Below are 20,875 nucleotides of genomic sequence, written 5' to 3'. Positions count from 1 at the left end.
AATAAATCCACAGGGTTCGGGGGCGGCGACATGGCGAAAAAGTCTTCAGATTCCAAGCCTGGCATCACCGCGGCCAAGGCCAAGCCATTGCCGAAGGCCGCCGACGGGCGAACCATCCGCACGCCGCTGACCCAAAACCCGCACGCCATTCGCGACACCCGTGAAAAAGTGCTAGAAGTCGCGATCGGCCGCGAGGTGCGGGCGTTCCGCAAGAAGCTTGGCATCACCGTCGCCGACCTCGCGGTCGCCACCGACATTTCGCTGGGCATGCTATCGAAGATCGAGAACGGCATCACCTCGCCATCACTGACCACTTTGCAGGCGCTGTCGCGAGCGCTCGGCGTTCCCGTCACCGCCTTCTTCCGGCGCTTCGAGGAGGAGCGAAGTGCTGTCTTCGTCAAGGCCGGCGAAGGCCTCGACGTCGAGCGCCGCGGCACGCGTGCCGGCCATCAGTACAATCTGCTTGGCCATATCGGCTCCAACACCAGCGGCGTGGTCGTCGAACCTTATCTGATCACGCTGACCGAGGATTCCGATGTGTTCCCGACCTTCCAGCATGAGGGCATGGAGTTCCTCTATATGCTCGAAGGCGAGGTTACTTACCGGCATGGCAGCAATCTCTATCCAATGAAGCCCGGCGACAGCCTGTTCTTCGACGCCGACGCCCCGCATGGGCCCGAAGTGCTGACGGTTCTGCCGATGCGCTACCTCTCGATCATCTGCTATCCGCAAAACAGCGCGGGCTAAGGTGTACTGACATTCAGGTGAGGCCGGCCTGCAAATGGCGGCTTCCTACGCTTCCGGTGCTCACGTACGAAAAGTACCCTCCGCTCCGGTTCTCGGAAGCCACCATTTTCGGCTCGGCCTGACCTGAATGTCAGCACACCTTAATCCGGCCCGAAGCCTGCAGATGTCGGGCTGCCGTCATCCAGCTTCGACAGCCATTCGACCAGTGTCGGGCGATAGCGCGTCAGGCCCTTGTAGGTGGCGAGTTCCTCGGGCAGGTCGCGGATCACGCGGTGCAGGCGGCGCGCCCATTTCGGCTGCGTCACCAGTTCGTCCATCTTGATCAGGTAGCAGCGGATCGGGAAGACGATGCCGTTCGAGCGGGGCAAGCGCCAGAAGCTTTGCAGCTCGACGCGCAGATGCACCTTGTCGCCGACATTCTCCGGCGTCACCGTCGTCCGGTCCGGTCCCCATTTGTGATAATTTTCCGGGCTGGTGTCGAGCCGCGGATTGATGGTCATGGTCCAGTTCAGGCGGCGCGCCGGCTTGCCCTGCTGGATGTTGGTGAGGAATTTCAGCGCCCGGATGAAAATCCCCTTCTCATGCGCTAGCGGCACCGGCGCGTGCCATTCGAAAAAGTTCATGCCGATGTCGAAATCGAGCGACCAGTCGGCCTGGGTGGTGACCATGCCGGCATCCATCCACAGATTGCCGTCGCGCTGGTCGAGGATGCAGAAATCGCCCTGGCTCTGACGCGTGATGTATTCCATCGGGCCATAGGGCAGTGTCGAAGTATCGCCAAAGGTGAAGCTGTCGTCGATGCCGAGCGGCCGGTTGATCCAGCGCCATTTGTCGCCATCACGCGTCAGCGTGAAATGCTCGGGATAGCCCAGCGCCTGCTGTTCCATCAGGAGTTCGAGCAGGTCCCAGCCGGCCAGCGTCATGTGCGGCAGCGACTGGCAGCGCAGCGGATCCTCGGCCAGCACCAGCGCACGGTCCTGCATCTCGGCGACATAGTGTTCGTCGACGTCGATCAGGTTCTCCAGCACGCTGCCCTTCGGCCCGACGACATGCGGCTCGATGTTGACCGCATACATGTAGCTGTCTTCGTGGAACGGGAACGGAAACCGCCTGATGTGCTCCGGACTGTTCCTGAAGGTGAAGTCGTCGCGGAACGTTTCCTTGCGAAAGGTGATGCCCAAGCTCGCCTCCTATCTTTCCAACACCAGCGACCTGCCCTCGAAGCGCGATACGCAAGGCATGATCTTGTTGCAGGATCGGTGCTCTTCCTCGCTCAGCCAGTGATCGTTGTGGATGAATTTGCCGTCATGCGAGATGACGTTGGTTTCGCACTGGCCGCAGACACCGCCGCGACAGAGATAGGGCGGATCGACGCCCGCCGCTTCGATCGCTTCGAGCAGACTCTGCTGCTCGTCGACGCGGATCGTCTTGCCACTGACGGCAAGCTCCACGTCGAACGGCGCGCCGGGCTGCGGTGCCGCGAAATGCTCGAAATGCACGGTCTCCGCCGGCCAGCCGAGGCTGGCTGCGCGGTCGCGCACCCAGCCGATCATGCCGGACGGACCGCAGACATAGAGATGCGTGCCGAGCGGCTGCGAGGACAACAGCCGGTCGAGTTCGATGCGCTCGTCGCGGTCGTCGTGATAGAGCCTGACCCGGCGGTCGTAACGCTCTCTCAGCACGTCGGCATAGGTGCCGAGCGAGGCGGTGCGGCAAGTGTAGTGCAGCTCAAAGTTACCGCCTTCCGCCGCCAGCTGCGCGGTCTGCGCCATGAACGGGGTGATGCCGATGCCGCCGGCCAGCATGAGATGCTTTTTTGCCCTGAGGTCGAGCGAGAACAGGTTGACCGGATAGCTGATCACCATCTCCAGGCCCGGCTTGACGCTCCGGTGCATGAACAGCGAGCCGCCGCGGCCGACATCGTCGCGCCGCACCGAGATCGTGTATTCGCTGGTATTGAGCGGCGAGCCCATCAGCGAGTAGGGATTGAGCCTGGTGCGTTCGCCATCGCGCATCTCGACCACGACATGGGCGCCACCGGAAAATGTCGGCAAGAGCTCACCGTCACGCCGGCGAAAATGGAAGCGCGTCACCAGATCGTTGACCGGGACGACGTCGCTGACCACGACGTCAAGCTTGGTGGTGCCGGTGCTCATCGAAAGATCTCCTCCATGGGAGGGATTTCGCTGCGATCCTCGGCATTGATGCAGACCCCCTGGAAGGCCGCAAGACGCCGCGAGTAATGATCGCGTACCAGAAGAAGCAGGCCACAATGCGAACAGATCGCTGGCTGGGTCGTCACGTTTTCGGTGATGCCCTTGCAATGGACACACTGCATGCGCCGCGCCAGCGAGCCGCGATGTTCGGTCTGGATCGAAGTATGGTCGATGCCGGCTTCGAGCGCGACTTGCATGGCCTGGCCGATCAACCCTTCGGTGCCGGCGAGATAGAGGCGCAAGCCCATATGCGCGTTGGCCAGCGTCTGCCTCAATCGCGGCAGCAGGCTGGCGAAGGACGGTGCCTCGTGGAACTGGGCGGGCCTTAGTGCTTCAAGGGCAGCGACATGTTTGCGGCCGGGGCCAGGAATGAAGACGATCTCGGCTCCGTCGAAGAAACTGGCCGGGGCCGTCCTAGCCATATCGGTGATCGCAAGCGCCCCCTCGGTATCCGCGATGAAAAGATGATGCTTGCCGGGCTGCGGAGACAAGGTCCCGTAAACCGGCCGGCTGATGATGCTTTTCGCTGCCATTCTCTCTTTATGCCTCGAACCCCTCGCCGTTGGCTATGCCTCAACCTTTCGCGGTGCGCTTGGTCTTCTTGGGGTCATCGAACGGCAATGGCTGCGCCGTCGCCTTGATCGCCCCGCTCTCGTTGCGGATCTCGAGCTTGGTGCCCTGGACGGCGCAGTCGACGTCGAGCCGGGCGATGCCCATCGATTTCTTGACCAGCGGCGAATACATGGCGCAAGTCACCACGCCGACCTTTTTGTCGCCGCGATAGACCGGCGCGCCTTCGTCGGCCGGCTCCTTGCCGTCGAGCAGCACGCCGAAGATCTTGAAGCGCTCCTTGCCCTTGAGGCGGTAATGCTCCTCGGCGCCGCGAAAGCCGGTCTTGCCGGGGCTGACGGTGAAGTCGAGGCCGAGCTCCCACAGCGTGTCGCCGGGGCCTTCATTGTCGAACGGATACTTTTGGGAATTGTCGTAGGGATAAAACAGCAGGTAGCTTTCGACGCGCAGCATATCGAGCGTGGTGAAGCGGCAAGGGATGATGCCGGCGCCCTTGCCCTCATCGAGAATCCTGTCCCAGATCATGCCGGCGTCCTGGCCGCGGCAGAAGATCTCGTAGCCGCGCTCGCCGGTATAGCCGGTGCGCGAGATCATCACCGGAAGACCGAAGAGTTGCGTCTGCATGTGGTGGAAATAGTTGAGGTCGCGAATTCCGGGCACATGCTTGGCCAGATAGTCGACAGCGGTCGGTCCCTGCAGCGACAGATCGTGCAGATTGTCGTCGAAGCGCAGCGAGACGTCGCGCCCGACGGAAGCGCGCTGCAGCTCCTCATGGCCGGTGCCGGAGCCGTGCACAACCATCCAGCTGTTGGGACTGATGCGGTAGATGATGCAGTCGTCGGTGAATTTGCCGGCCTCGTTCAGCATGCAGGCATAGGCCGACTTGCCGGGATAGATTTTTTCCACGTCGCGCGTTGTCGCCAAGTCGATCAGGTGCGAGGCGTGCGGCCCGGTGATGTGGACCTTCTTCAGGCCGGAGACGTCCATCAGTCCGGCCTTGGTGCGGATGGCGATGTACTCCTCGTCGGCATCCTTGTCGTAGGTCCAGGCGGTTCCCATCCCGCTCCAGTCTTCGAGCTTCGAGCCGAGCGCGCGGTGGCGGTCCGCCAGGGTCGAAAATCTCCAGGATGCCGTCATGGGCTTGTTTCTCCTCAACACAATTGCCGACGTTTCGCCGTTTCAGGGCACTGGAGGCCACGCGACGGACGGCGCCATATTGACTCAAAACTCTAAAAGCGCGCAATACTAAGATGCAAAAAGTTTTACTGAGAGGCAAGGAGTGCAACTGAACGGAGGGGACATGAAATGGAAGGGAATCTCAACGCTCTAACGACCATTTTCACGGAATTCTATTATTGGGTGACCATCGTCATGATGTTCCTCATCCATGTCGGGTTCTGCACGTACGAGGTGGGGGTGTCACGTCGGCGCAATCACCTGAAAACGCTCATGAAGAACGCGATGGCGATCCCGCTCGTCACGGTCACGTTCTATTTTTTCGGCTGGTGGATCTATTTCGGATTCCCCAACGGGCCGGGCATCGCAGGCGGACTTGTCACGGCACCTTTCGCCGAGCCGTGGAACCCGCTGATGGGCACTCATCTTTCCGGCGTCAATCCGGGAGAGACGGGGGTCACGCCTACCGACGCCGCGCTGTGGCACCGCCTCAACGGCGTGTTCTGGGGCGCCTTCCTGCTGTTCTCCATCACCACGGCGTCGATCGTCTCCGGTGCTATCATAGAGCGCGCGCGCTCAGGTGCGTTCTGGATCGTCGCGGTGCTGGTCGGTTCGGTGCTGTGGATTCTCGACGCGTCCTGGGGCTGGCATCCGCAAGGATGGATGGTGAAGCTCTGGGGCTATCACGACGCCTATGCATCGGGAGTCGTGCATGCGATCGCCGGCGGTGCGGCGCTCGCCTTCCTCATCGTGCTCGGACCGCGCATCGGCAAGTTCAGGCCCGACGGCACGGCCCGAGATATCCCGCCCCACAATGTCTGGCTGGTCACGATTGGGCTGTTCCTGATCTATACCGGTTTCTGGGGCTTCTATGCCGCATGCAACATTCCGCTGATAAGCCCGGCCACGATCGCCGGCCAGATCACCGGCGAGACCTGGACGGCGACCAATATCTATCTCGGGCCGACCACGCTCTCGGCGATCACCTTCAACTTCCTGATGTCGCTGTCAGGCGGCATGATGGCCGGCTACATCGTTTCGAAAGGCGATCCCTTCTGGACGTTCTCGATGGGACTTTGCGGCGTTATTTCGGCCTCGGCCGGCAACGACCTCTATCATCCGATCCAGGCGCTGCTGATCGGCGCGATCGTGCCTAGCATCTGCTACAAGCTGCACTATTTCGTCGAGCGCCGCTTCAAGATCGACGATGCGGTGGGCGCCGTTGCCGTGCACGGCTATGGCGGGTTCCTCGGCGTCGTCGTGGCGGGCTTCATGCTGTGGGGACAGCCGTCCTCGCCCTATGAGGGCTTCGCACATATCAACCCGCTCGGTAATTTCGCAGGCGCGGTGTTGATGTTCGTGCTCGGCTTCGCCCCCACCTTTGTCGTCTGCAAGATCCTCAACAGCATGAACCTGCTGCGTGTACCGGCGAAGGTCGAACTCGAAGGGGTCGATTTTGCCCTCAACCATGCGTTCGAGGCGTCAGTCCGCGAAGTGGGAACCGCCGAAAAGGCCATGATCAAATAGCCAAGCGACAGGAGAACTCGCAATGTCTACCAATGGTATGGAAAGCTGGGCCGTCGATCTCAAGGACGTCGGCGCAATCTACCCGTTTCAGGGTTCCGAAGTCCTGATGGTAATCGTCGGCCTCGTTTTCTGGATCGGCTGGCACGTCATCCAGACGCGCAACGAGACCGCTGAAATCGAGGCCGATATGACTGCGGACCGTAGCGGGGACGAGACAAGAGAGGCGATCGACCGCTATTAGGGCTGTGCCCGGTCGCCTGGCGTCCAGTCGCGCCAGGCGATTTGTTTCTCATGAAAAAAACTTTCATGTGAGTTGAATAAGTCTCGTGAAGCTGGTAGCACCGAAATCACACTCACCATCGGAGGCTGACATGTGTGGAATCGTCGGACTTTTCTTGAAGGACAAGGCGCTAGAGCCCAAGTTGGGCGCCATGCTTTCGGAAATGCTGATCTCACTCAGCGACCGCGGTCCCGACAGCGCCGGCATCGCCATCTACGGCGCGCCGACCGGCAACGAGGCCAAGATCACCATCCAGTCGGCGAAGCCGGAACGCGATTTCCGCGGTCTCGATGCCGAGCTTGCCAAGGCTATCGGCGTGCCGGTGAGCGTGGCGGTAAAGTCAACCCACGCGGTCGTCAGGACCAAGCCCGACAAGATCGACGAGGCGCGAGAAACCATCCGGGCGCTCAGGCCCGACATCCGCATCATGGGCGCCGGCGACGTGGTGGAAATCTACAAGGAAGTCGGTCTGCCGGAGGCGGTTGTCGAGCGTTTCGACGTCCGCAAGATGACCGGCACGCATGGCATTGGCCATACCCGCATGGCGACGGAATCGGCTGTCACAACGATGGGCGCGCATCCGTTCTCGACCGGCGCCGATCAGTGCCTGGTGCACAACGGCTCGCTCTCCAATCACAATAATGTCCGGCGCGAGTTGGTCCGCGAAGGCATGACATTCGAGACCGAGAACGACACCGAGGTGGCGGCCGCCTATCTCTCCTCGCAGATGGCGCATGGCAAGAATCTCGGCGAAGCGCTGGAAGGCACGCTTTCCGACCTCGACGGTTTCTTCACCTTCGTCGTCGGCACCAAGAACGGCTTCGGCGTGGTGCGCGATCCGATCGCCTGCAAGCCCGCCGTGATGGCCGAGACCGACCAGTATGTCGCCTTCGGCTCGGAATATCGTGCGCTCACCAAACTGCCCGGCATAGACAATGCGAGGGTCTGGGAACCCGAGCCCGCCACCGTCTATTTCTGGGAGCATTGAGCTGATGCCGGCAACCAGGCTTTCAAAGACGGCAGCGCACGATCATGCATCCAGGGTCTTCGACCTCGACGCGATGTCGCTGCGCGAGCTCAACCAGGCGCTTCACAGGCTGACCCCCGGTTCGAACGAAACGGCCTGGGAGGTGCTGAACCCAAAAGGCAGCCACTCGGTCGCCGTCGGCGTCGACCAGCCGGTCAGCATCGATGTGCGCGGCAGCGTCGGCTATTATTGCGGCGGCATGAACGATGGCGCCGCGATCACCGTCCACGGCTCGGCCGGACCAGGTGTCGGCGAGAACATGATGTCGGGCTCCATCACCATCAAAGGCGACGCCAGCCAATATGCGGGCGCCACCGGCCGTGGCGGGTTGCTGGTCATCGAGGGCAATGCCTCGTCGCGCTGCGGCATTTCGATGAAAGGCATCGACATCGTCGTGCACGGCAATATCGGCCATATGTCGGCCTTCATGGCGCAGTCCGGCAATCTGGTCGTGCTGGGCGATGCAGGCGATGCATTGGGCGATTCCATCTATGAGGCGCGGCTGTTCGTGCGCGGCAAGGTCAACAGCCTTGGCGCCGACTGCATCGCCAAGGAGATGCGGACAGAACATCTGGAACTGCTGCAGGGCTTGCTCGACCGCGCCGGGGTGACAGGCGTCAAGCCGGCTGAGTTCAAGCGCTACGGCTCGGCGCGCACGCTCTACAATTTCAATATCGACAATGCCGACGCATATTGAGGCAAAATGACTTATCGCAACCCGCCGACGACCCCGCGCAAATCCGCGACCTTCGACGACTACACGCTTTCCGAGATCCGCCGCGCCGCGGCGACCGGCATCTATGACATCCGCGGCGCCGGCGCCAAGCGCAAGCTGCCGCATTTCGACGACCTTCTGGTTCTTGGCGCTTCGATCTCGCGCTATCCGCTCGAGGGCTATCGCGAGCGCTGCGACACCAGTGTCGTGCTGGGTTCTCGCCATGCCAAGAAGCCGATCGAGCTGAAGATTCCGATCACCATCGCCGGCATGAGTTTTGGCTCGCTGTCCGGGCCGGCCAAGGAAGCGTTGGGCCGGGGTGCGACGCTTTCCGGCACCTCGACAACCACCGGCGACGGCGGCATGACCGAGGAAGAGCGCGGCCATTCCAAGACGCTGGTCTATCAATATCTACCATCGCGCTACGGCATGAACCCGCGCGATTTGCGCCGGGCCGATGCGATCGAAGTGGTGGTCGGCCAGGGCGCCAAGCCCGGCGGAGGCGGCATGCTGCTGGGCCAGAAGATCTCAGACCGCGTCGCCGAGATGCGGACGCTGCCGAAAGGCATCGACCAGCGCTCGGCCTCGCGCCATCCCGACTGGACCGGCCCCGACGATCTCGAGATCAAGATCCTGGAACTGCGCGAGATCACCGACTGGGAAAAGCCGATCTACGTCAAGGTCGGCGGCGCGCGACCCTATTACGACACTGCTCTTGCGGTGAAATCGGGCGCTGACGTCGTCGTCGTCGACGGCATGCAAGGCGGCACCGCCGCGACGCAGGAAGTGTTCATCGAGAATGTCGGCCAGCCGACGCTTGCCTGTATCAGGCCGGCGGTGCAAGCGCTGCAGGATCTCGGCATGCACCGCAAGGTGCAGCTGATCGTCTCCGGCGGCATCCGCAACGGCGCCGATGTCGCCAAGGCGCTGGCGCTCGGCGTCGACGCCGTGTCGATCGGCACTGCGGCGCTCGTCGCGCTTGGCGACAACGATCCGCGCTGGGAGGCGGAGTATAACGAGCTCGGCACCACCGCTGGCGCCTATGACGATTGGCATGAGGGCCGCGACCCGGCGGGCATCACCACGCAGGATCCCGAATTGATGAAGCGGGTCGACCCGATCGCCGCCGGACGGCGACTGGCAAACTATTTGAAGGTAATGACGCTGGAAGCGCAGACCATCGCACGCGCCTGCGGCAAGAACAGCCTGCACAATCTCGAGCCCGAGGATCTCGTCGCGCTCACCATCGAAGCCGCCGCCATGGCCGGCGTGCCGCTGGCCGGCACCAACTGGATACCGGGGAAGAACGGCTTCTGACAGAGACTGCCAATACCACATAAGCGAGGAACTATAATGGGGAACGATCTCGCCGCTTTCGCCAAGAAGAACGGCGTCAAATATTTCATGATTTCCTACACCGACCTGTTCGGTGGGCAACGCGCCAAGCTGGTGCCGGCGCAAGCGATCGCCGACATGCAGCAGGATGGCGCCGGCTTTGCCGGCTTTGCCACCTGGCTGGATCTGACACCGGCGCACCCGGACATGCTGGCGGTGCCGGATCCGGATTCGGTCATCCAATTGCCGTGGAAGCCTGAGGTCGCCTGGGTCGCCGCCAACTGCATCATGGACGACAAGGAGGTCGACCAGACGCCACGCAACACGCTGAGGCGGCTGATCGCCGAAGCCGCGACCGACGGCATGCATATCAAGACTGGCGTCGAGGCGGAGTTCTTCCTGATCTCACCAGACGGCAAGGCAATCTCCGACGAATATGATACGGCGTCAAAACCTTGCTACGACCAGCAGGCGGTGATGCGCCGCTATGACGTGATCGCCGAGATCTGCGACCATATGCTGGCGCTCGGCTGGGGCGCCTACCAGAACGACCATGAGGACGCCAACGGCCAGTTCGAGATGAACTGGGCCTTCGACGACGCGCTGGCCACCGCCGACAAGCACTCCTTCTTCAAGTTCATGGTCAAGTCGATCGCCGAGAAGCATGGCCTGCGCGCAACTTTCATGCCCAAACCCTTCCAGGGCCTGACCGGTAATGGCTGCCATGCCCATATCTCGGTGTGGGACAAGGCAGGCAAGACCAATGTCTTTGCCGACAATGCAATGGAGCTTGGCCTGTCGGCAAAAGGCAGGAACTTCCTGGGCGGCATCATGAAGCATGCCTCGGCGCTGGCTGCAATCACCAATCCGACGGTCAATTCCTACAAGCGCATCAATGCGCCGCGCACGATTTCGGGCGCGACCTGGGCGCCGAACACCGTGACCTGGACCGGCAACAACCGCACCCATATGGTGCGCGTGCCCGGCCCCGGCCGCTTCGAACTCAGGCTGCCCGACGGCGCGGCCAACCCTTACCTCTTGCAGGCCGTCATCATCGCCGCCGGGCTGGACGGCATCCGCTCCAAGGCAGACCCCGGCAAGCGCTACGATATCGACATGTACCAGTTCGGCCATACGGTGAAGGGCGCGCCCAAACTGCCGCTCAACCTGCTCGATGCGCTGCGCGAGTTCGACAAGGACAAATCGCTCAAGACGGCGCTGGGTGAGGAATTCTCGTCGGCTTATCTAAAGCTGAAGCACCAGGAATGGAATTCCTATGCTTCGCACTTCACGCAGTGGGAGCGCGACCACACGCTGGATATCTGATGTCCGGAGTGGGGCGAGCGGCCTTGGAATGACGCAATGAAATACTCGATCTTCTCGCTCGCCCGCGCCGCCCTTTCCGGCCACAAGAATTGGCAACGCACCTGGCGCGACGCCACGCCGAAGGACCGCTACGACGTGGTGGTCATCGGCGGCGGCGGCCACGGGCTGGCGACCGCATGGTTCCTCGCCAGCGAATACGGCATCAGGAATGTCGCCGTGCTGGAAAAAGGCTGGATCGGCTCCGGCAATGCCGGCCGCAACACCACCATCATCCGCTCCAATTACGGGCTGCCCGGCAACACCGGATTCTATGAGCTGTCGATGAAGCTGTGGGAGCGGATGGAGCAGGACCTCAACTACAACACGATGGTCAGCCAGCGCGGCGTCATCAACCTTTATCATTCCGACGCGCAGCGCGATGCCTATGCGCGGCGCGGCAACACCATGCGCATCAACGGCATCGACGCCGAACTGCTCGATCTTGCCGCGGTCAAGAAGATGATGCCGTTCCTGAATTTCGACAATGCGCGTTTTCCGGTGCAAGGCGGGCTCTTACAGCGGCGCGGTGGCACGGCGCGACATGATGCCGTCGTCTGGGGCTATGCCCATGCGGCGAGCGCACTCGGCGTCGACATCATCCAAAACTGCGAGGTCACCGGTTTTGTCAGAGATGCCAACGGCAAGGTGACCGGTGTCGAGACCTCGCGCGGCAGGATCGGCGCCGGCAAGGTCGGCATGGCGGTCGCCGGCAGTTCCTCGCGCGTCGCCTCGATGGCGGGGCTGCGCCTGCCGATCGAAAGCCATGTGCTGCAGGCCTTCGTCTCCGAGGCGATCAAGCCGCTACTGCCCAATGTGATGACCTTCGGCGCGGGCCATTTCTATGTCAGCCAGTCCGACAAGGGCGGGCTGGTCTTCGGCGGCGACATAGATGGCTACAATTCCTATGCCCAGCGCGGCAACATGCCTGTGATGGAAGATGTCTGCGAGGGCGGCATGGCGCTGATCCCGATGATCGGCCGCGTTCGGCTGCTGCGCCAATGGGGCGGTATCATGGACATGTCGATGGACGGCACGCCGATCATCGACAAGACGCCTGTCGACGGGCTCTATCTCAACGCCGGCTGGTGCTATGGCGGCTTCAAGGCAACCCCAGGATCAGGCTTTGTCTTTGCCCATCTTCTGGCGCGCGATGAATCGCACGAGGAAGCGGCAAGGTTCCGCCTCGACAGGTTCCGGCGCGGCGCGATGATCGATGAAAAGGGCGTCGGCGCCCAACCGAACCTGCACTGAGGACGGGCCAGGAAATCATGCGTATTGTCTGTCCTTTCTGCGGCGAACGCGAACTCGGCGAGTTCACCTATCTCGGCGATGCCAAGCCGCAACGACCGGCGGCGGATGCCGGCGAAGACGCCGTCTATGATTATGTCTATCTGCGCGACAACATCGCCGGGGTGATGAGCGAGCACTGGTATCATGGCGGCGGCTGCCGAAGCTGGCTGAAGATCACCCGCAACACGCTGACACATGAGATTTCGGCGGTAGAGCCGGCGGCGGGCGCCGGTGCCGCGAAGGTGGGCGCGTGATGGCCGGCGTGCAGGCAAACCGGCTGGCCAATGGCGGTCTCATCGACCGCTCGGATCCGCTGAATTTCCGTTTCGACGGCAAAAGCTTTGCCGGCTTCCAGGGTGACACGCTCGCCTCGGCGCTGATCGCCAATGGCGTCAAGCTGGTCGGCCGCTCGTTCAAATACCATCGGCCGCGCGGTATCCTCAGCGCAGGTTCGGAAGAGCCCAACGCGCTGGTCGAATTGCGCAGCGGCGCGCGGCGCGAACCGAACACCAAGGCGACCACGGCGGAGCTCTATGAGGGGCTCGAAGCCGCCAGCCAGAACCGCTGGCCGTCGCTGCGCCACGATCTGATGGCGGTGAACCAGCTGTTCGCGCCGATCTTCGTCGCCGGCTTCTACTACAAGACCTTCATGTGGCCGGCGAAATTCTGGGAAGCGATCTATGAGCCGACGATCCGCCGCGCCGCCGGCCTCGGTCGCGCCGCCGGCATTCCTGACCCCGATCACTACGACAAGGCCTGGGCACATTGCGACGTGCTCATCGCCGGCTCCGGCCCGGCAGGACTGGCGGCGGCGCTCGCAGCCGGCCGAAGCGGCGCACGCGTCATCCTGTGCGAGGAGGATTTTGCGCTTGGCGGACGGCTGCTGTCGGATGGCGGCACCATCGACAGCATGCCGGCGGCCGAATGGCTTTCGCGCGCGCTGGCGGAACTCGCGGCACTCCCCGATGTCCGCATCATGACCCGCACGACGCTGTTCGGTGTCTATGATGGCGGCACCTATGGCGCGATCGAACGGGTCAACGACCATCTGCCCTCGCCGCCCGAGCACCAGGTGCGGCAGCGGCTGTGGCGGATCGTGGCCAAGCGCTGCGTGGTCGCGGCCGGCGCCATCGAACGGCCGATCGTCTTTGCCGGCAACGATACGCCCGGCGTGATGATGGCGTCGGCAATGCGGACCTATGTCGCGCGCTATGCGGCGACACCGGCAAAACGCGTCGCGCTGTTCACCAACAATGAGGATGGCTGGCGCACGGTCGAGACCGCGCTCGGCGCGGGATTGCAGATCGCGGCAGTCGTCGACGCACGGCCTGATGTATCGGCTGCTCATCGCTCGCTTGCCTCGAAAGGCGGCTTTCCGGTGCTGAACGGTTCGGTCGCCGCAGTCGATGGCGGCAGGGACGGTGTCAGGAAGATCTCGGTGTCGTTGACGGGCGGCGCCCGCGCCGAAGTTGAGGCCGACGGGCTCGCCGTCTCCGGCGGCTGGAACCCGGCGGTCGCTCTGACCTCCTACCATCGCGGCCGGCCGAAATGGCAGGACGATATCGCAGCCTTCGTGCCGGATGGCGCTCCGCCGGGCATGGTGGCAGTGGGTGCTGCCAACGGCGTTTTCGGTCTCGGCGCCTGCCTGAGCCAGGGCTTTGCGGCAGGCGCGCAAGCCGCACGGGATGCCGGGCGCAGCGGCAAGGCTGGTCTGACACCGGTCGCCGAGGATGAGGCGTTCTCGCTGAACCCGCTCTGGCACGTCGCCGGCAAGGGCAAGGCCTTTGTCGACCAACAGCACGACGTCACTGCTTCAGACATCGAGCTGGCGCAGCGCGAGGGCTTTGAATCGGTCGAGCATCTGAAGCGCTACACGACGCTCGGCATGGCCACCGACCAGGGCAAGACCTCGAATGTCGCCGGCCTCGCCATCATGGCTGCCGTGTCAGGCAAGTCCATTCCCGAGACCGGCACGACGATCTATCGGCCTCCTTACGTGCCGGTCGCCATCGGCGCCTTCGCCGGCCATCATCGCGACGAAAATTTCCATGCGACCCGGCTGACGCCGTCGCACCACTGGGCGGCTGAACAGGGTGCGATCTTTGTCGATACGGGCCTGTGGAAGCGCGCGCAATGGTATCCGCGCGCCGGCGAGAAGGACTGGCTGGACTCCGTCACCCGCGAAGTCAAGGCGGTGCGTGGCGGCGTCGGCTTCTGCGATGTCTCGACGCTCGGCAAGATCGATGTGCATGGCCCCGATGCCGGCGCCTTCCTCGACCGCGTCTACATCAACACGTTCTCAAATCTTGCCGTCGGCAAGGCGCGCTACGGGCTGATGCTGCGCGAGGACGGCATGGTCTATGACGACGGCACCACATCGCGGCTGGCCGAGGACCATTATTTCCTGACCACCACCACCGCCAAGGCCGGGCCGGTGATGCAGCATCTCGAATTCTGCCGGCAGGTGCTCTTTCCCGAGTTCGACGTGCAGTTGACATCGGTCTCCGACCAATGGGCGCAGTTCTCGATCGCCGGACCCAAGACGCGCGACCTGCTCCGAGAGATCGTCGATCCGGGCGAGGATCTGTCGAACGAAGGCTTTCCCTTCATGGGCGCGCGCGAAGTGGCGCTACGCGGCGGCATCAAGGCGCGGCTGTTCCGCATCTCGTTTTCCGGCGAGATGGCGTTCGAGATTTCCGTGCCGGCGCGCTATGGCGACGCGCTGGTGCGCAATCTGATGCAGGCCGGCGCGCCATTCGGGGTGACGCCTTACGGCACCGAAGCGCTTGGCGTCATGCGCATCGAAAAGGGCCATGTCGCCGGGCCGGAACTGAGCGGCACGACGACCGCCGCCGATCTGGGCTTGGGCAAGATGATGTCGACCAAGAAGGATTTCGTCGGCCGCATCATGGCTGGGCGCGAAGCCCTCGTCGCGCCGAACCGGCAGGTCGTCGTCGGCATCAAGCCGACGGACAAGGCAAGCCGCCTGCGTTCGGGCGCGCATATCATTCCGAAGGGCGAGATCCCTGGCCCGGGCAACGACCAGGGTTACGTCACCTCGGTCTGTTTCTCGCCGACGCTCGATCAGTGGATCGGGCTCGGCCTGGTCGAACGCGGCCGCGAACGCATCGGCGAGATCGTCCATGCTCATGATCCGCTGCGCGGCGAAGGCTACGATGTCGAGCTCTGCAATCCCGTCTTCTACGATCCGGAAGGAGGGCGCCAGCGTGGTTGAGTTTTCCTGGGTTGTCCGCAGTCCGCTGGAGCACGCTCTTGTCGCCGGGCCTTATGGCGCGTCTGGTGAAGCCGGCGTGTCGCTGACAGAGATCCGCAATTTCGACCTCATCCAAGTGATGGCACGGCGCGGCAAGGCGACCGAGGTGGCCACGGCAGCGAAGGCACGCCTTGGTGTCGCGGCTCCGGAAACGCCAAAGGCGGTGCAGACTTCCGATGCCGCGTTGATCTGGTCCGGACCGGACCAGTTCCTCGTGCTGTCGAAAGGCGGCAAGCATGCGATCAACCAGCTCAGCCAAGCCTTTGCATCTTCCGCCTCACTGTCCGACCAGTCGCACGCGCGGGCGCTGATCAGCATTTCCGGTGCCAAGGCGCGCGCGGTGCTCGCCAAGTTGTCGTCGATCGATCTTCACCCTGATGCGTTCCCGGTTGGCGCCGCCGCCGCAACCTCGATGGACCATACCAGCGTCACGCTCTGGCGTGGTGATGACGGCCTGAACGGACAGGCTGTGTTCAACGTTCTGGTGTTCGCGACTTTCGCCGAGAGCCTCTGGCATACGATGCTGGACTCGGCCGCTGAATATGGCGTTGCTATCAGCCATTCGGAGGAATTTTAGCTCGCCAGTTGTCGATCTTGGCGCCGCCCCTCATTGCCCTGCCGGGCATTTCTCCCGTAAACGGGGAGAAAGAAGCTGGCCGTTACGCCGCGCCATCTCCGCAGCGCTGATGATTGGCGAAAGCGGCGATGGGAGCGTCCTTCGCCCCGTTTACGGGGCGAAGATGGCGGCAGCCAGATGAGGGGCAGCGCCGACGTCGGAAGACAAGACCGAGCGGCGAATTCAAACCCAAGTGCTTGCGCGAAGACAGTTGCTCCACCTTGCCAAATCCAACCTCGCTGCTATTCTTGCTGCTAAAATAATTTTACACACAGGCAAACTTGTTTCTCGAAACATAGGGTCGCAATGAGCCAGTCGCCCTACCCCGCTGTTGCAGCCGGACCACCCCGGCCAAGCATCATCCTGCGGCCCGGCCAGATCGCATTGCCGCCCGGCATGGAGCGCTACACGATCCAGGGCAATGGCGCGGTGCTCATCGAGGTCGAGGCCGGCGACACGGTCACGGTGCGCAATGTCGAGGGCGGGCAGGCCTGCGAGCTGTTGGCCTGGGACAAGACCGGCGTGACCGATCCCGGCATCTTCGGTGAAAAATCGAACAGCAATGCCGCCGGCATCAAGGCGCTGCTGGCGGAGGGCGACGACAGTCTCGCTTCCCTGCGCCGCGGGCTCGATCGGCGGCACGTGCAGCTCGATCAGGCCAAGGCGGTGCGCGTGTTCGGCGGCACGACGCCGGCCGGAACCGAACAGGGTTTTACCGTCGCGCGAGATGGGTCGCTGATCATTGCTGCCCCGGGCGGTCCGATGCTGGTCGACGGCCACGACACGGCGACACCGCTCAGCGTCATCGTGCGGCGCGCTGTTATCCGCCCGGCGACGAAGTCGCAGCTTGGCGACCCACTCGCCGATCCGGTGCTCGACCTTCGCGTCCATTCAGCGACGGCGGAATCCTATTTCGTCAAGGCGGGCGACTATTTGCAGATCATCGATGTCGACGGGCGCCAGTGCACCGACTTCCAGTGCTTTTCGGCGCGCAAGCTGGACAAGGGCCGCGACCATCCGCTCGATGTGACAACGACCCGCACGCTGATGGGCGCGAGCTATCCGATGCCCGGGCTGCATTCGAAATACTATGACCAGGACATGGAACCGCTGGTCGAGGTGGTGCAGGACACGTGCGGCCGGCACGATGCCTTCGCGCTCGCCTGCGCCGCCAAGTACTACGACGACATCGGCTATCCCGGACACACCAACTGCTCGGAGAATTTCAACCGCGCGCTGGCCGACAAGGGCGTCACGCCCCGCGCCGGCTGGATGGCGATCAACTTCTTCTTCAACACGGCAATCGACGCGCATGGCGTGATGGTGTCCGATGAGCCGTGGTCGCGGCCGGGCGACTATGTGCTGCTGCGCGCGCTCACCGACATCGTCTGCGTTTCCTCCGCCTGCCCCGACGACACGACGCCGGCCAATGGCTGGAACCTGACCGACATCCATGTGCGCACCTATTCCGGCCAGCACAAATTCTCGCGAGCGATCGCCAGACGCATGACGCCCGATTCGGAACCGAAAATGACCCGCGAGACCGCCTTTCATTCGAGCTTTGCCAAGCACACCCGCAATTTCGTCGAGTACAGGGGCTACTGGCTGGCCAACTCCTTCGCCAAGCAAGGTCCCATCGACGAATACTGGGCCTGCCGGCAGGATGCCGTGATCATGGACCTGTCGCCGCTGCGCAAATTCGAGGTCACCGGGCCGGATTCGGAAGCATTGCTGCAATACACGTTGACCCGTGATGTCAAGAAGCTCGGCGTCGGCCAGGTCGTCTATTCGGCCATGTGCTACGAGCATGGCGGCATGATCGACGACGGCACGCTGCTCAGACTCGGCAAGGACAATTTCCGCTGGGTCGGCGGCGACGATCTGTCCGGCGAATGGCTGCGCGAGACAGCGACAAAACTTGGCCTCAACGTGCTGGTGCGTTCATCGACCGACCAGATGCACAATGTCGCCGTGCAAGGGCCGAAGAGCCGCGACATATTGAGGGACGTTATCTGGACCTCGCCACTGCAGCCCTCGATCGACGAGCTCGAATGGTTCCGCTTCGCGGTTGCCCGCATCGGCGGCGGCAACGGCATTCCGGTCGTCGTCTCGCGCACCGGCTATACCGGTGAGCTCGGCTACGAGATCTGGTGCCATCCGCGCGACGCCGAAAAAGTGTTCGACGCCATCTGGGAGGCCGGCCAGCCGCATGGGTTGAAGCCGATGGGGCTGCAGGCGCTCGACATGGTGCGTATCGAGGCCGGGCTGATCTTCGCCGGATACGAATTCTCCGACCAGACCGACCCGTTCGAGGCCGGCATCGGCTTCACCGTGCCGCTGAAGACCAAGACCGACGATTTCATCGGCCGCGAGGCGCTGATAAGGCGCAAGGAGCACCCCCAGACAAAGCTGGTGGGCCTCGATATCGATGCCAATGCGGCCGTCGGCCATGGCGATTGCGTGCATGTCGGCCGCGCCCAGATCGGCGTCGTCACCTCGGGCATGCGCTCGCCGGTGCTGAACAAGAACATCGCGCTGGCAAGGCTCGACGTGACCCATGCGGCCATCGGCACGCAAGTCGAGATCGGCAAACTCGACGGGCATGCCAAGCGGCTGCCGGCGCGAGTCGTGGCCTTTGCGCATTACGATCCGCAGAAGACCAGGCCACGCTCCTGACGGCAGCACCCCAAGCGTGCAATTGGCTTGTCGGCGGTGCCCGCTGGCCGGTTCGCAAGCGTGATGTGTACAAGCTCACAAAACGCTTGACGTGAAAGCGCGGCGGATCAATCTTTACTGTTAAGAAAAAAATACGACTGAGCGGAAACACACGCGGTCGTTGAAATGACGATTGAGCTCCGTGCAGCCGGGGCCGTCGCCACGGGAATAACCAATGGGGAAGCCAAACACATGAGCACGATAACGACTGCCCTGGAGCAGCCTGTCGAAGGCAAGCTGCTCAGGCACATTGACTGGCGTGGCGCCTTCTGGGTGGCAAGCGGCGTTCCCGCCCTTGTCCTGTTTTCGATCGGCGGCATTGCCGGCACCACCGGCACGCTGGCCTTCCTGATCTGGACCGTGTCCATGATCATGGGCTTCCTGCAGTCCTTCACCTATGCGGAGATCGCCGGGCTGTTTCCGAACAAGTCCGGCGGCGCCTCGATCTACGGCGCCACCGCCTGGCTGCGCTATTCCAAGTTCATCGCGCCGCTTTCGGTGTGGTGCAACTGGTTCGCCTGGTCGCCGGTGCTGTCGCTCGGCTGTTCGATCGCCGCCGCCTATATCCTCAACGCGCTGGCGCCGCTGCCAATCTTCACCGACACCTCGCCGGAAGTGGTGGCCTATATCGCGGCGCATGCCGGAACGAGCGCTGCCGACGCGATTGCGGCGGTGACCGCCGCCGCCACGCCGGCGATCCGCAGCTGGACACTCTACGGTCACACGCTAGGGCCGGTCTCCTTCACCTTCAACGCCACCTTCTTCATCGGCGCGCTGCTGATGCTGATCATCTTCTCCATCCAGCATCGCGGCATCCTGGGCACGGCCAATGTGCAGAAATATATCGGCCTGCTGGTTATCATCCCGATGCTGATCGTCGGCCTGGTGCCGATCTTCACCGGCCAGATCAATTGGGCGAATTTCTCGCCACTGGTGCCGCTGGCGGCGGCCTACGCGCCAGAGCCCGGCGCGTGGAACATCGCCGGCTGGACACTCGTGCTTGGCGGCATGTTCATCGCGGCGTGGTCGACCTACGGTTTCGAGACCGCCGTCTGCTACACGTCCGAGTTCAAGAACCCCGGCACCGACACGTTCAAGGCCATCTTCTACTCCGGCCTGCTCTGCATGCTGCTGTTCATCCTGGTGCCGTTCACCTTCCAGGGCGTGCTCGGCCTCAACGGCATGCTGGCGACGCCGATCGTCGACGGCTCGGGCGTTGCCGATGCCTTGGCCGGCATGGTGGGTGGCGGAAATCTGATCCACAGCCTGCTGGTGATGCTGATGATCCTGGCGCTGGTGCTGTGCATCATGACGGCGATGGCCGGCTCCTCGCGCACGCTCTACCAGGGCTCGGTCGATGGCTGGCTGCCGCGCTACCTCAGCCATGTCAACGAGCATGGCGCGCCGACGCGGGCGATGTGGACCGACCTGATCTTCAACCTGATCGTGCTGGCCATCGCCTCCGCCGACGCGACCAGCTTCTTCTTTATCCTCGCCGTGTCGAATTGCGGCTACATCATCTTCAACTTCCTCAACCTCAATGCCGGCTGGATCCACCGCATCGACAATGGTCATATCGAGCGGCCATGGCGCGCGCCGAGTTGGCTGCTCGGCGTCGGTGCGATCTTCGCCTATGTCAATGCGATCTTCATGGGCGCCGGCGCCAAGGTCTGGAACCCGATGGCGCTGTGGGCCGGTCTGATCACCGCCGCCCTGATCATCCCGGTGTTCTGCTTCCGGCACTACGTCCAGGACAAGGGTAAATTCCCTGACCATATGCTGGCCGACCTTGGCATGAAGTCGTCGGACCTCAGGGTCAAGAAGGCGGGCATCCTGCCCTATCTGACGCTGGTTGCCGGCGTGGTGGTGATGCTGCTGGCCAACTGGTTTTTCGTCATCTGACGGCAGGCTGAATGGATCGGGCGCATAGCGACGCGCTCGATCCTCTCGCTTCCGAACCATCCCGACAGAGCCTGAACCATCCCGGATGGTTCAGGCTCTGCCTCTTTGTTCGACGATGCG

General features: G+C 63.0%; 17 protein-coding genes. 13 read left to right on the top strand and 4 right to left on the bottom strand.

Annotation, left to right across the window (positions count from 1 at the left end):
• Positions 1-30: 30 nt before the first annotated feature.
• Positions 31-747: a helix-turn-helix domain-containing protein gene (locus OHD62_RS09135; protein WP_263782185.1), complete on the top strand. Its 717-nt coding sequence runs from the start codon at positions 31-33 to the stop codon at positions 745-747.
• Positions 748-887: 140 nt separating this feature from the next.
• Here OHD62_RS09135 and OHD62_RS09130 read toward each other — a convergent pair whose 3' ends face one another.
• From OHD62_RS09130 to OHD62_RS09115, 4 genes are read right to left on the bottom strand one after another with little or no spacing between them, the layout of a single operon-like run.
• Positions 888-1,928 carry a heme-dependent oxidative N-demethylase family protein gene (locus OHD62_RS09130; protein ID WP_263782184.1) on the bottom strand — a complete coding sequence of 347 codons (1,041 nt, stop codon included), beginning with the start codon at positions 1,926-1,928 and terminating at the stop codon, positions 888-890.
• 9 nt (positions 1,929-1,937) lie between these two features.
• On the bottom strand, positions 1,938-2,903 hold the full coding sequence (locus OHD62_RS09125; protein ID WP_263782183.1) for a PDR/VanB family oxidoreductase: 966 nt from the start codon (positions 2,901-2,903) through the stop codon (positions 1,938-1,940).
• Positions 2,900-3,496, bottom strand: a complete 597-nt coding sequence (locus OHD62_RS09120) for a dimethylamine monooxygenase subunit DmmA family protein (protein ID WP_263782182.1) — start codon at positions 3,494-3,496, stop codon at positions 2,900-2,902. Before OHD62_RS09120 ends, OHD62_RS09125 begins: the two co-directional genes overlap by 4 nt.
• A gap of 40 nt (positions 3,497-3,536) precedes the next feature.
• The gene (locus OHD62_RS09115; RefSeq protein ID WP_263782181.1) at positions 3,537-4,670 is read right to left on the bottom strand and encodes an aminomethyltransferase family protein; all 1,134 of its coding nucleotides are present in this window, start codon (positions 4,668-4,670) and stop codon (positions 3,537-3,539) included.
• Between the two features lie 168 nt (positions 4,671-4,838).
• Between OHD62_RS09115 and OHD62_RS09110 the strand changes: the two genes are divergently transcribed.
• The 12 genes from OHD62_RS09110 to OHD62_RS09055 all read left to right on the top strand — a co-directional run bounded on the left by OHD62_RS09110 (position 4,839) and on the right by OHD62_RS09055 (position 20,755).
• Positions 4,839-6,236 carry an ammonium transporter gene (locus tag OHD62_RS09110; protein WP_263782180.1) on the top strand — a complete coding sequence of 466 codons (1,398 nt, stop codon included), beginning with the start codon at positions 4,839-4,841 and terminating at the stop codon, positions 6,234-6,236.
• A gap of 22 nt (positions 6,237-6,258) precedes the next feature.
• Entirely contained in the window at positions 6,259-6,477 is a 219-nt protein-coding gene (locus tag OHD62_RS09105) for a hypothetical protein (RefSeq protein WP_263782179.1), read from the top strand.
• 130 nt (positions 6,478-6,607) lie between these two features.
• Positions 6,608-7,504, top strand: coding sequence for a class II glutamine amidotransferase (locus tag OHD62_RS09100; RefSeq protein ID WP_263782178.1), 897 nt, complete (start codon positions 6,608-6,610; stop codon positions 7,502-7,504).
• Positions 7,505-7,508: 4 nt separating this feature from the next.
• Positions 7,509-8,240: a GXGXG domain-containing protein gene (locus OHD62_RS09095; protein WP_263782177.1), complete on the top strand. Its 732-nt coding sequence runs from the start codon at positions 7,509-7,511 to the stop codon at positions 8,238-8,240.
• A 6-nt stretch (positions 8,241-8,246) separates the two neighbouring features.
• Positions 8,247-9,575 carry an FMN-binding glutamate synthase family protein gene (locus tag OHD62_RS09090; RefSeq protein ID WP_263782176.1) on the top strand — a complete coding sequence of 443 codons (1,329 nt, stop codon included), beginning with the start codon at positions 8,247-8,249 and terminating at the stop codon, positions 9,573-9,575.
• A gap of 36 nt (positions 9,576-9,611) precedes the next feature.
• Positions 9,612-10,919: a type III glutamate--ammonia ligase gene (gene glnT / locus OHD62_RS09085; RefSeq protein WP_263782175.1), complete on the top strand. Its 1,308-nt coding sequence runs from the start codon at positions 9,612-9,614 to the stop codon at positions 10,917-10,919.
• A 36-nt stretch (positions 10,920-10,955) separates the two neighbouring features.
• Positions 10,956-12,209 (top strand): sarcosine oxidase subunit beta family protein, encoded by a 1,254-nt coding sequence (locus OHD62_RS09080; protein WP_263782174.1) that lies wholly within the window; start codon positions 10,956-10,958, stop codon positions 12,207-12,209.
• A gap of 17 nt (positions 12,210-12,226) precedes the next feature.
• On the top strand, positions 12,227-12,502 hold the full coding sequence (locus OHD62_RS09075; protein ID WP_263782173.1) for a sarcosine oxidase subunit delta: 276 nt from the start codon (positions 12,227-12,229) through the stop codon (positions 12,500-12,502).
• Complete coding sequence (locus OHD62_RS09070) at positions 12,502-15,483, top strand: sarcosine oxidase subunit alpha (RefSeq protein ID WP_263782172.1); 2,982 nt, start codon at positions 12,502-12,504, stop codon at positions 15,481-15,483. Before OHD62_RS09075 ends, OHD62_RS09070 begins: the two co-directional genes overlap by 1 nt.
• A complete protein-coding gene (locus OHD62_RS09065) occupies positions 15,476-16,099 on the top strand; it encodes a sarcosine oxidase subunit gamma (protein ID WP_263782171.1) in 624 nt (207 codons plus the stop codon). Before OHD62_RS09070 ends, OHD62_RS09065 begins: the two co-directional genes overlap by 8 nt.
• Before the next feature lie 345 nt (positions 16,100-16,444).
• Positions 16,445-18,814, top strand: a complete 2,370-nt coding sequence (locus OHD62_RS09060; protein ID WP_263782170.1) for a DUF1989 domain-containing protein — start codon at positions 16,445-16,447, stop codon at positions 18,812-18,814.
• 231 nt (positions 18,815-19,045) lie between these two features.
• Positions 19,046-20,755, top strand: coding sequence for an APC family permease (locus tag OHD62_RS09055; RefSeq protein ID WP_263782169.1), 1,710 nt, complete (start codon positions 19,046-19,048; stop codon positions 20,753-20,755).
• Positions 20,756-20,875: the final 120 nt, after the last annotated feature.

It is taken from the genome of Mesorhizobium sp. YC-39, from assembly GCF_025753795.1.
Taxonomy (GTDB): domain Bacteria; phylum Pseudomonadota; class Alphaproteobacteria; order Rhizobiales; family Rhizobiaceae; genus Mesorhizobium.
This window is presented reverse-complemented; position numbering and strand designations above follow the sequence as displayed.

Coding starts and splice junctions, on each gene's coding strand:
- OHD62_RS09135 (WP_263782185.1), top strand. CDS start 31: ATGGCGAAAAAGTCTTCAGATTCCAAGCCTGGCATCACCGCGGCCAAG.
- OHD62_RS09080 (WP_263782174.1), top strand. CDS start 10,956: ATGAAATACTCGATCTTCTCGCTCGCCCGCGCCGCCCTTTCCGGCCAC.
- OHD62_RS09095 (WP_263782177.1), top strand. CDS start 7,509: ATGCCGGCAACCAGGCTTTCAAAGACGGCAGCGCACGATCATGCATCC.
- glnT (WP_263782175.1), top strand. CDS start 9,612: ATGGGGAACGATCTCGCCGCTTTCGCCAAGAAGAACGGCGTCAAATAT.
- OHD62_RS09090 (WP_263782176.1), top strand. CDS start 8,247: ATGACTTATCGCAACCCGCCGACGACCCCGCGCAAATCCGCGACCTTC.
- OHD62_RS09055 (WP_263782169.1), top strand. CDS start 19,046: ATGAGCACGATAACGACTGCCCTGGAGCAGCCTGTCGAAGGCAAGCTG.
- OHD62_RS09125 (WP_263782183.1), bottom strand. CDS start 2,903: ATGAGCACCGGCACCACCAAGCTTGACGTCGTGGTCAGCGACGTCGTC.
- OHD62_RS09075 (WP_263782173.1), top strand. CDS start 12,227: ATGCGTATTGTCTGTCCTTTCTGCGGCGAACGCGAACTCGGCGAGTTC.
- OHD62_RS09115 (WP_263782181.1), bottom strand. CDS start 4,670: ATGACGGCATCCTGGAGATTTTCGACCCTGGCGGACCGCCACCGCGCG.
- OHD62_RS09105 (WP_263782179.1), top strand. CDS start 6,259: ATGTCTACCAATGGTATGGAAAGCTGGGCCGTCGATCTCAAGGACGTC.
- OHD62_RS09120 (WP_263782182.1), bottom strand. CDS start 3,496: ATGGCAGCGAAAAGCATCATCAGCCGGCCGGTTTACGGGACCTTGTCT.
- OHD62_RS09070 (WP_263782172.1), top strand. CDS start 12,502: ATGGCCGGCGTGCAGGCAAACCGGCTGGCCAATGGCGGTCTCATCGAC.
- OHD62_RS09110 (WP_263782180.1), top strand. CDS start 4,839: ATGGAAGGGAATCTCAACGCTCTAACGACCATTTTCACGGAATTCTAT.
- OHD62_RS09060 (WP_263782170.1), top strand. CDS start 16,445: ATGAGCCAGTCGCCCTACCCCGCTGTTGCAGCCGGACCACCCCGGCCA.
- OHD62_RS09100 (WP_263782178.1), top strand. CDS start 6,608: ATGTGTGGAATCGTCGGACTTTTCTTGAAGGACAAGGCGCTAGAGCCC.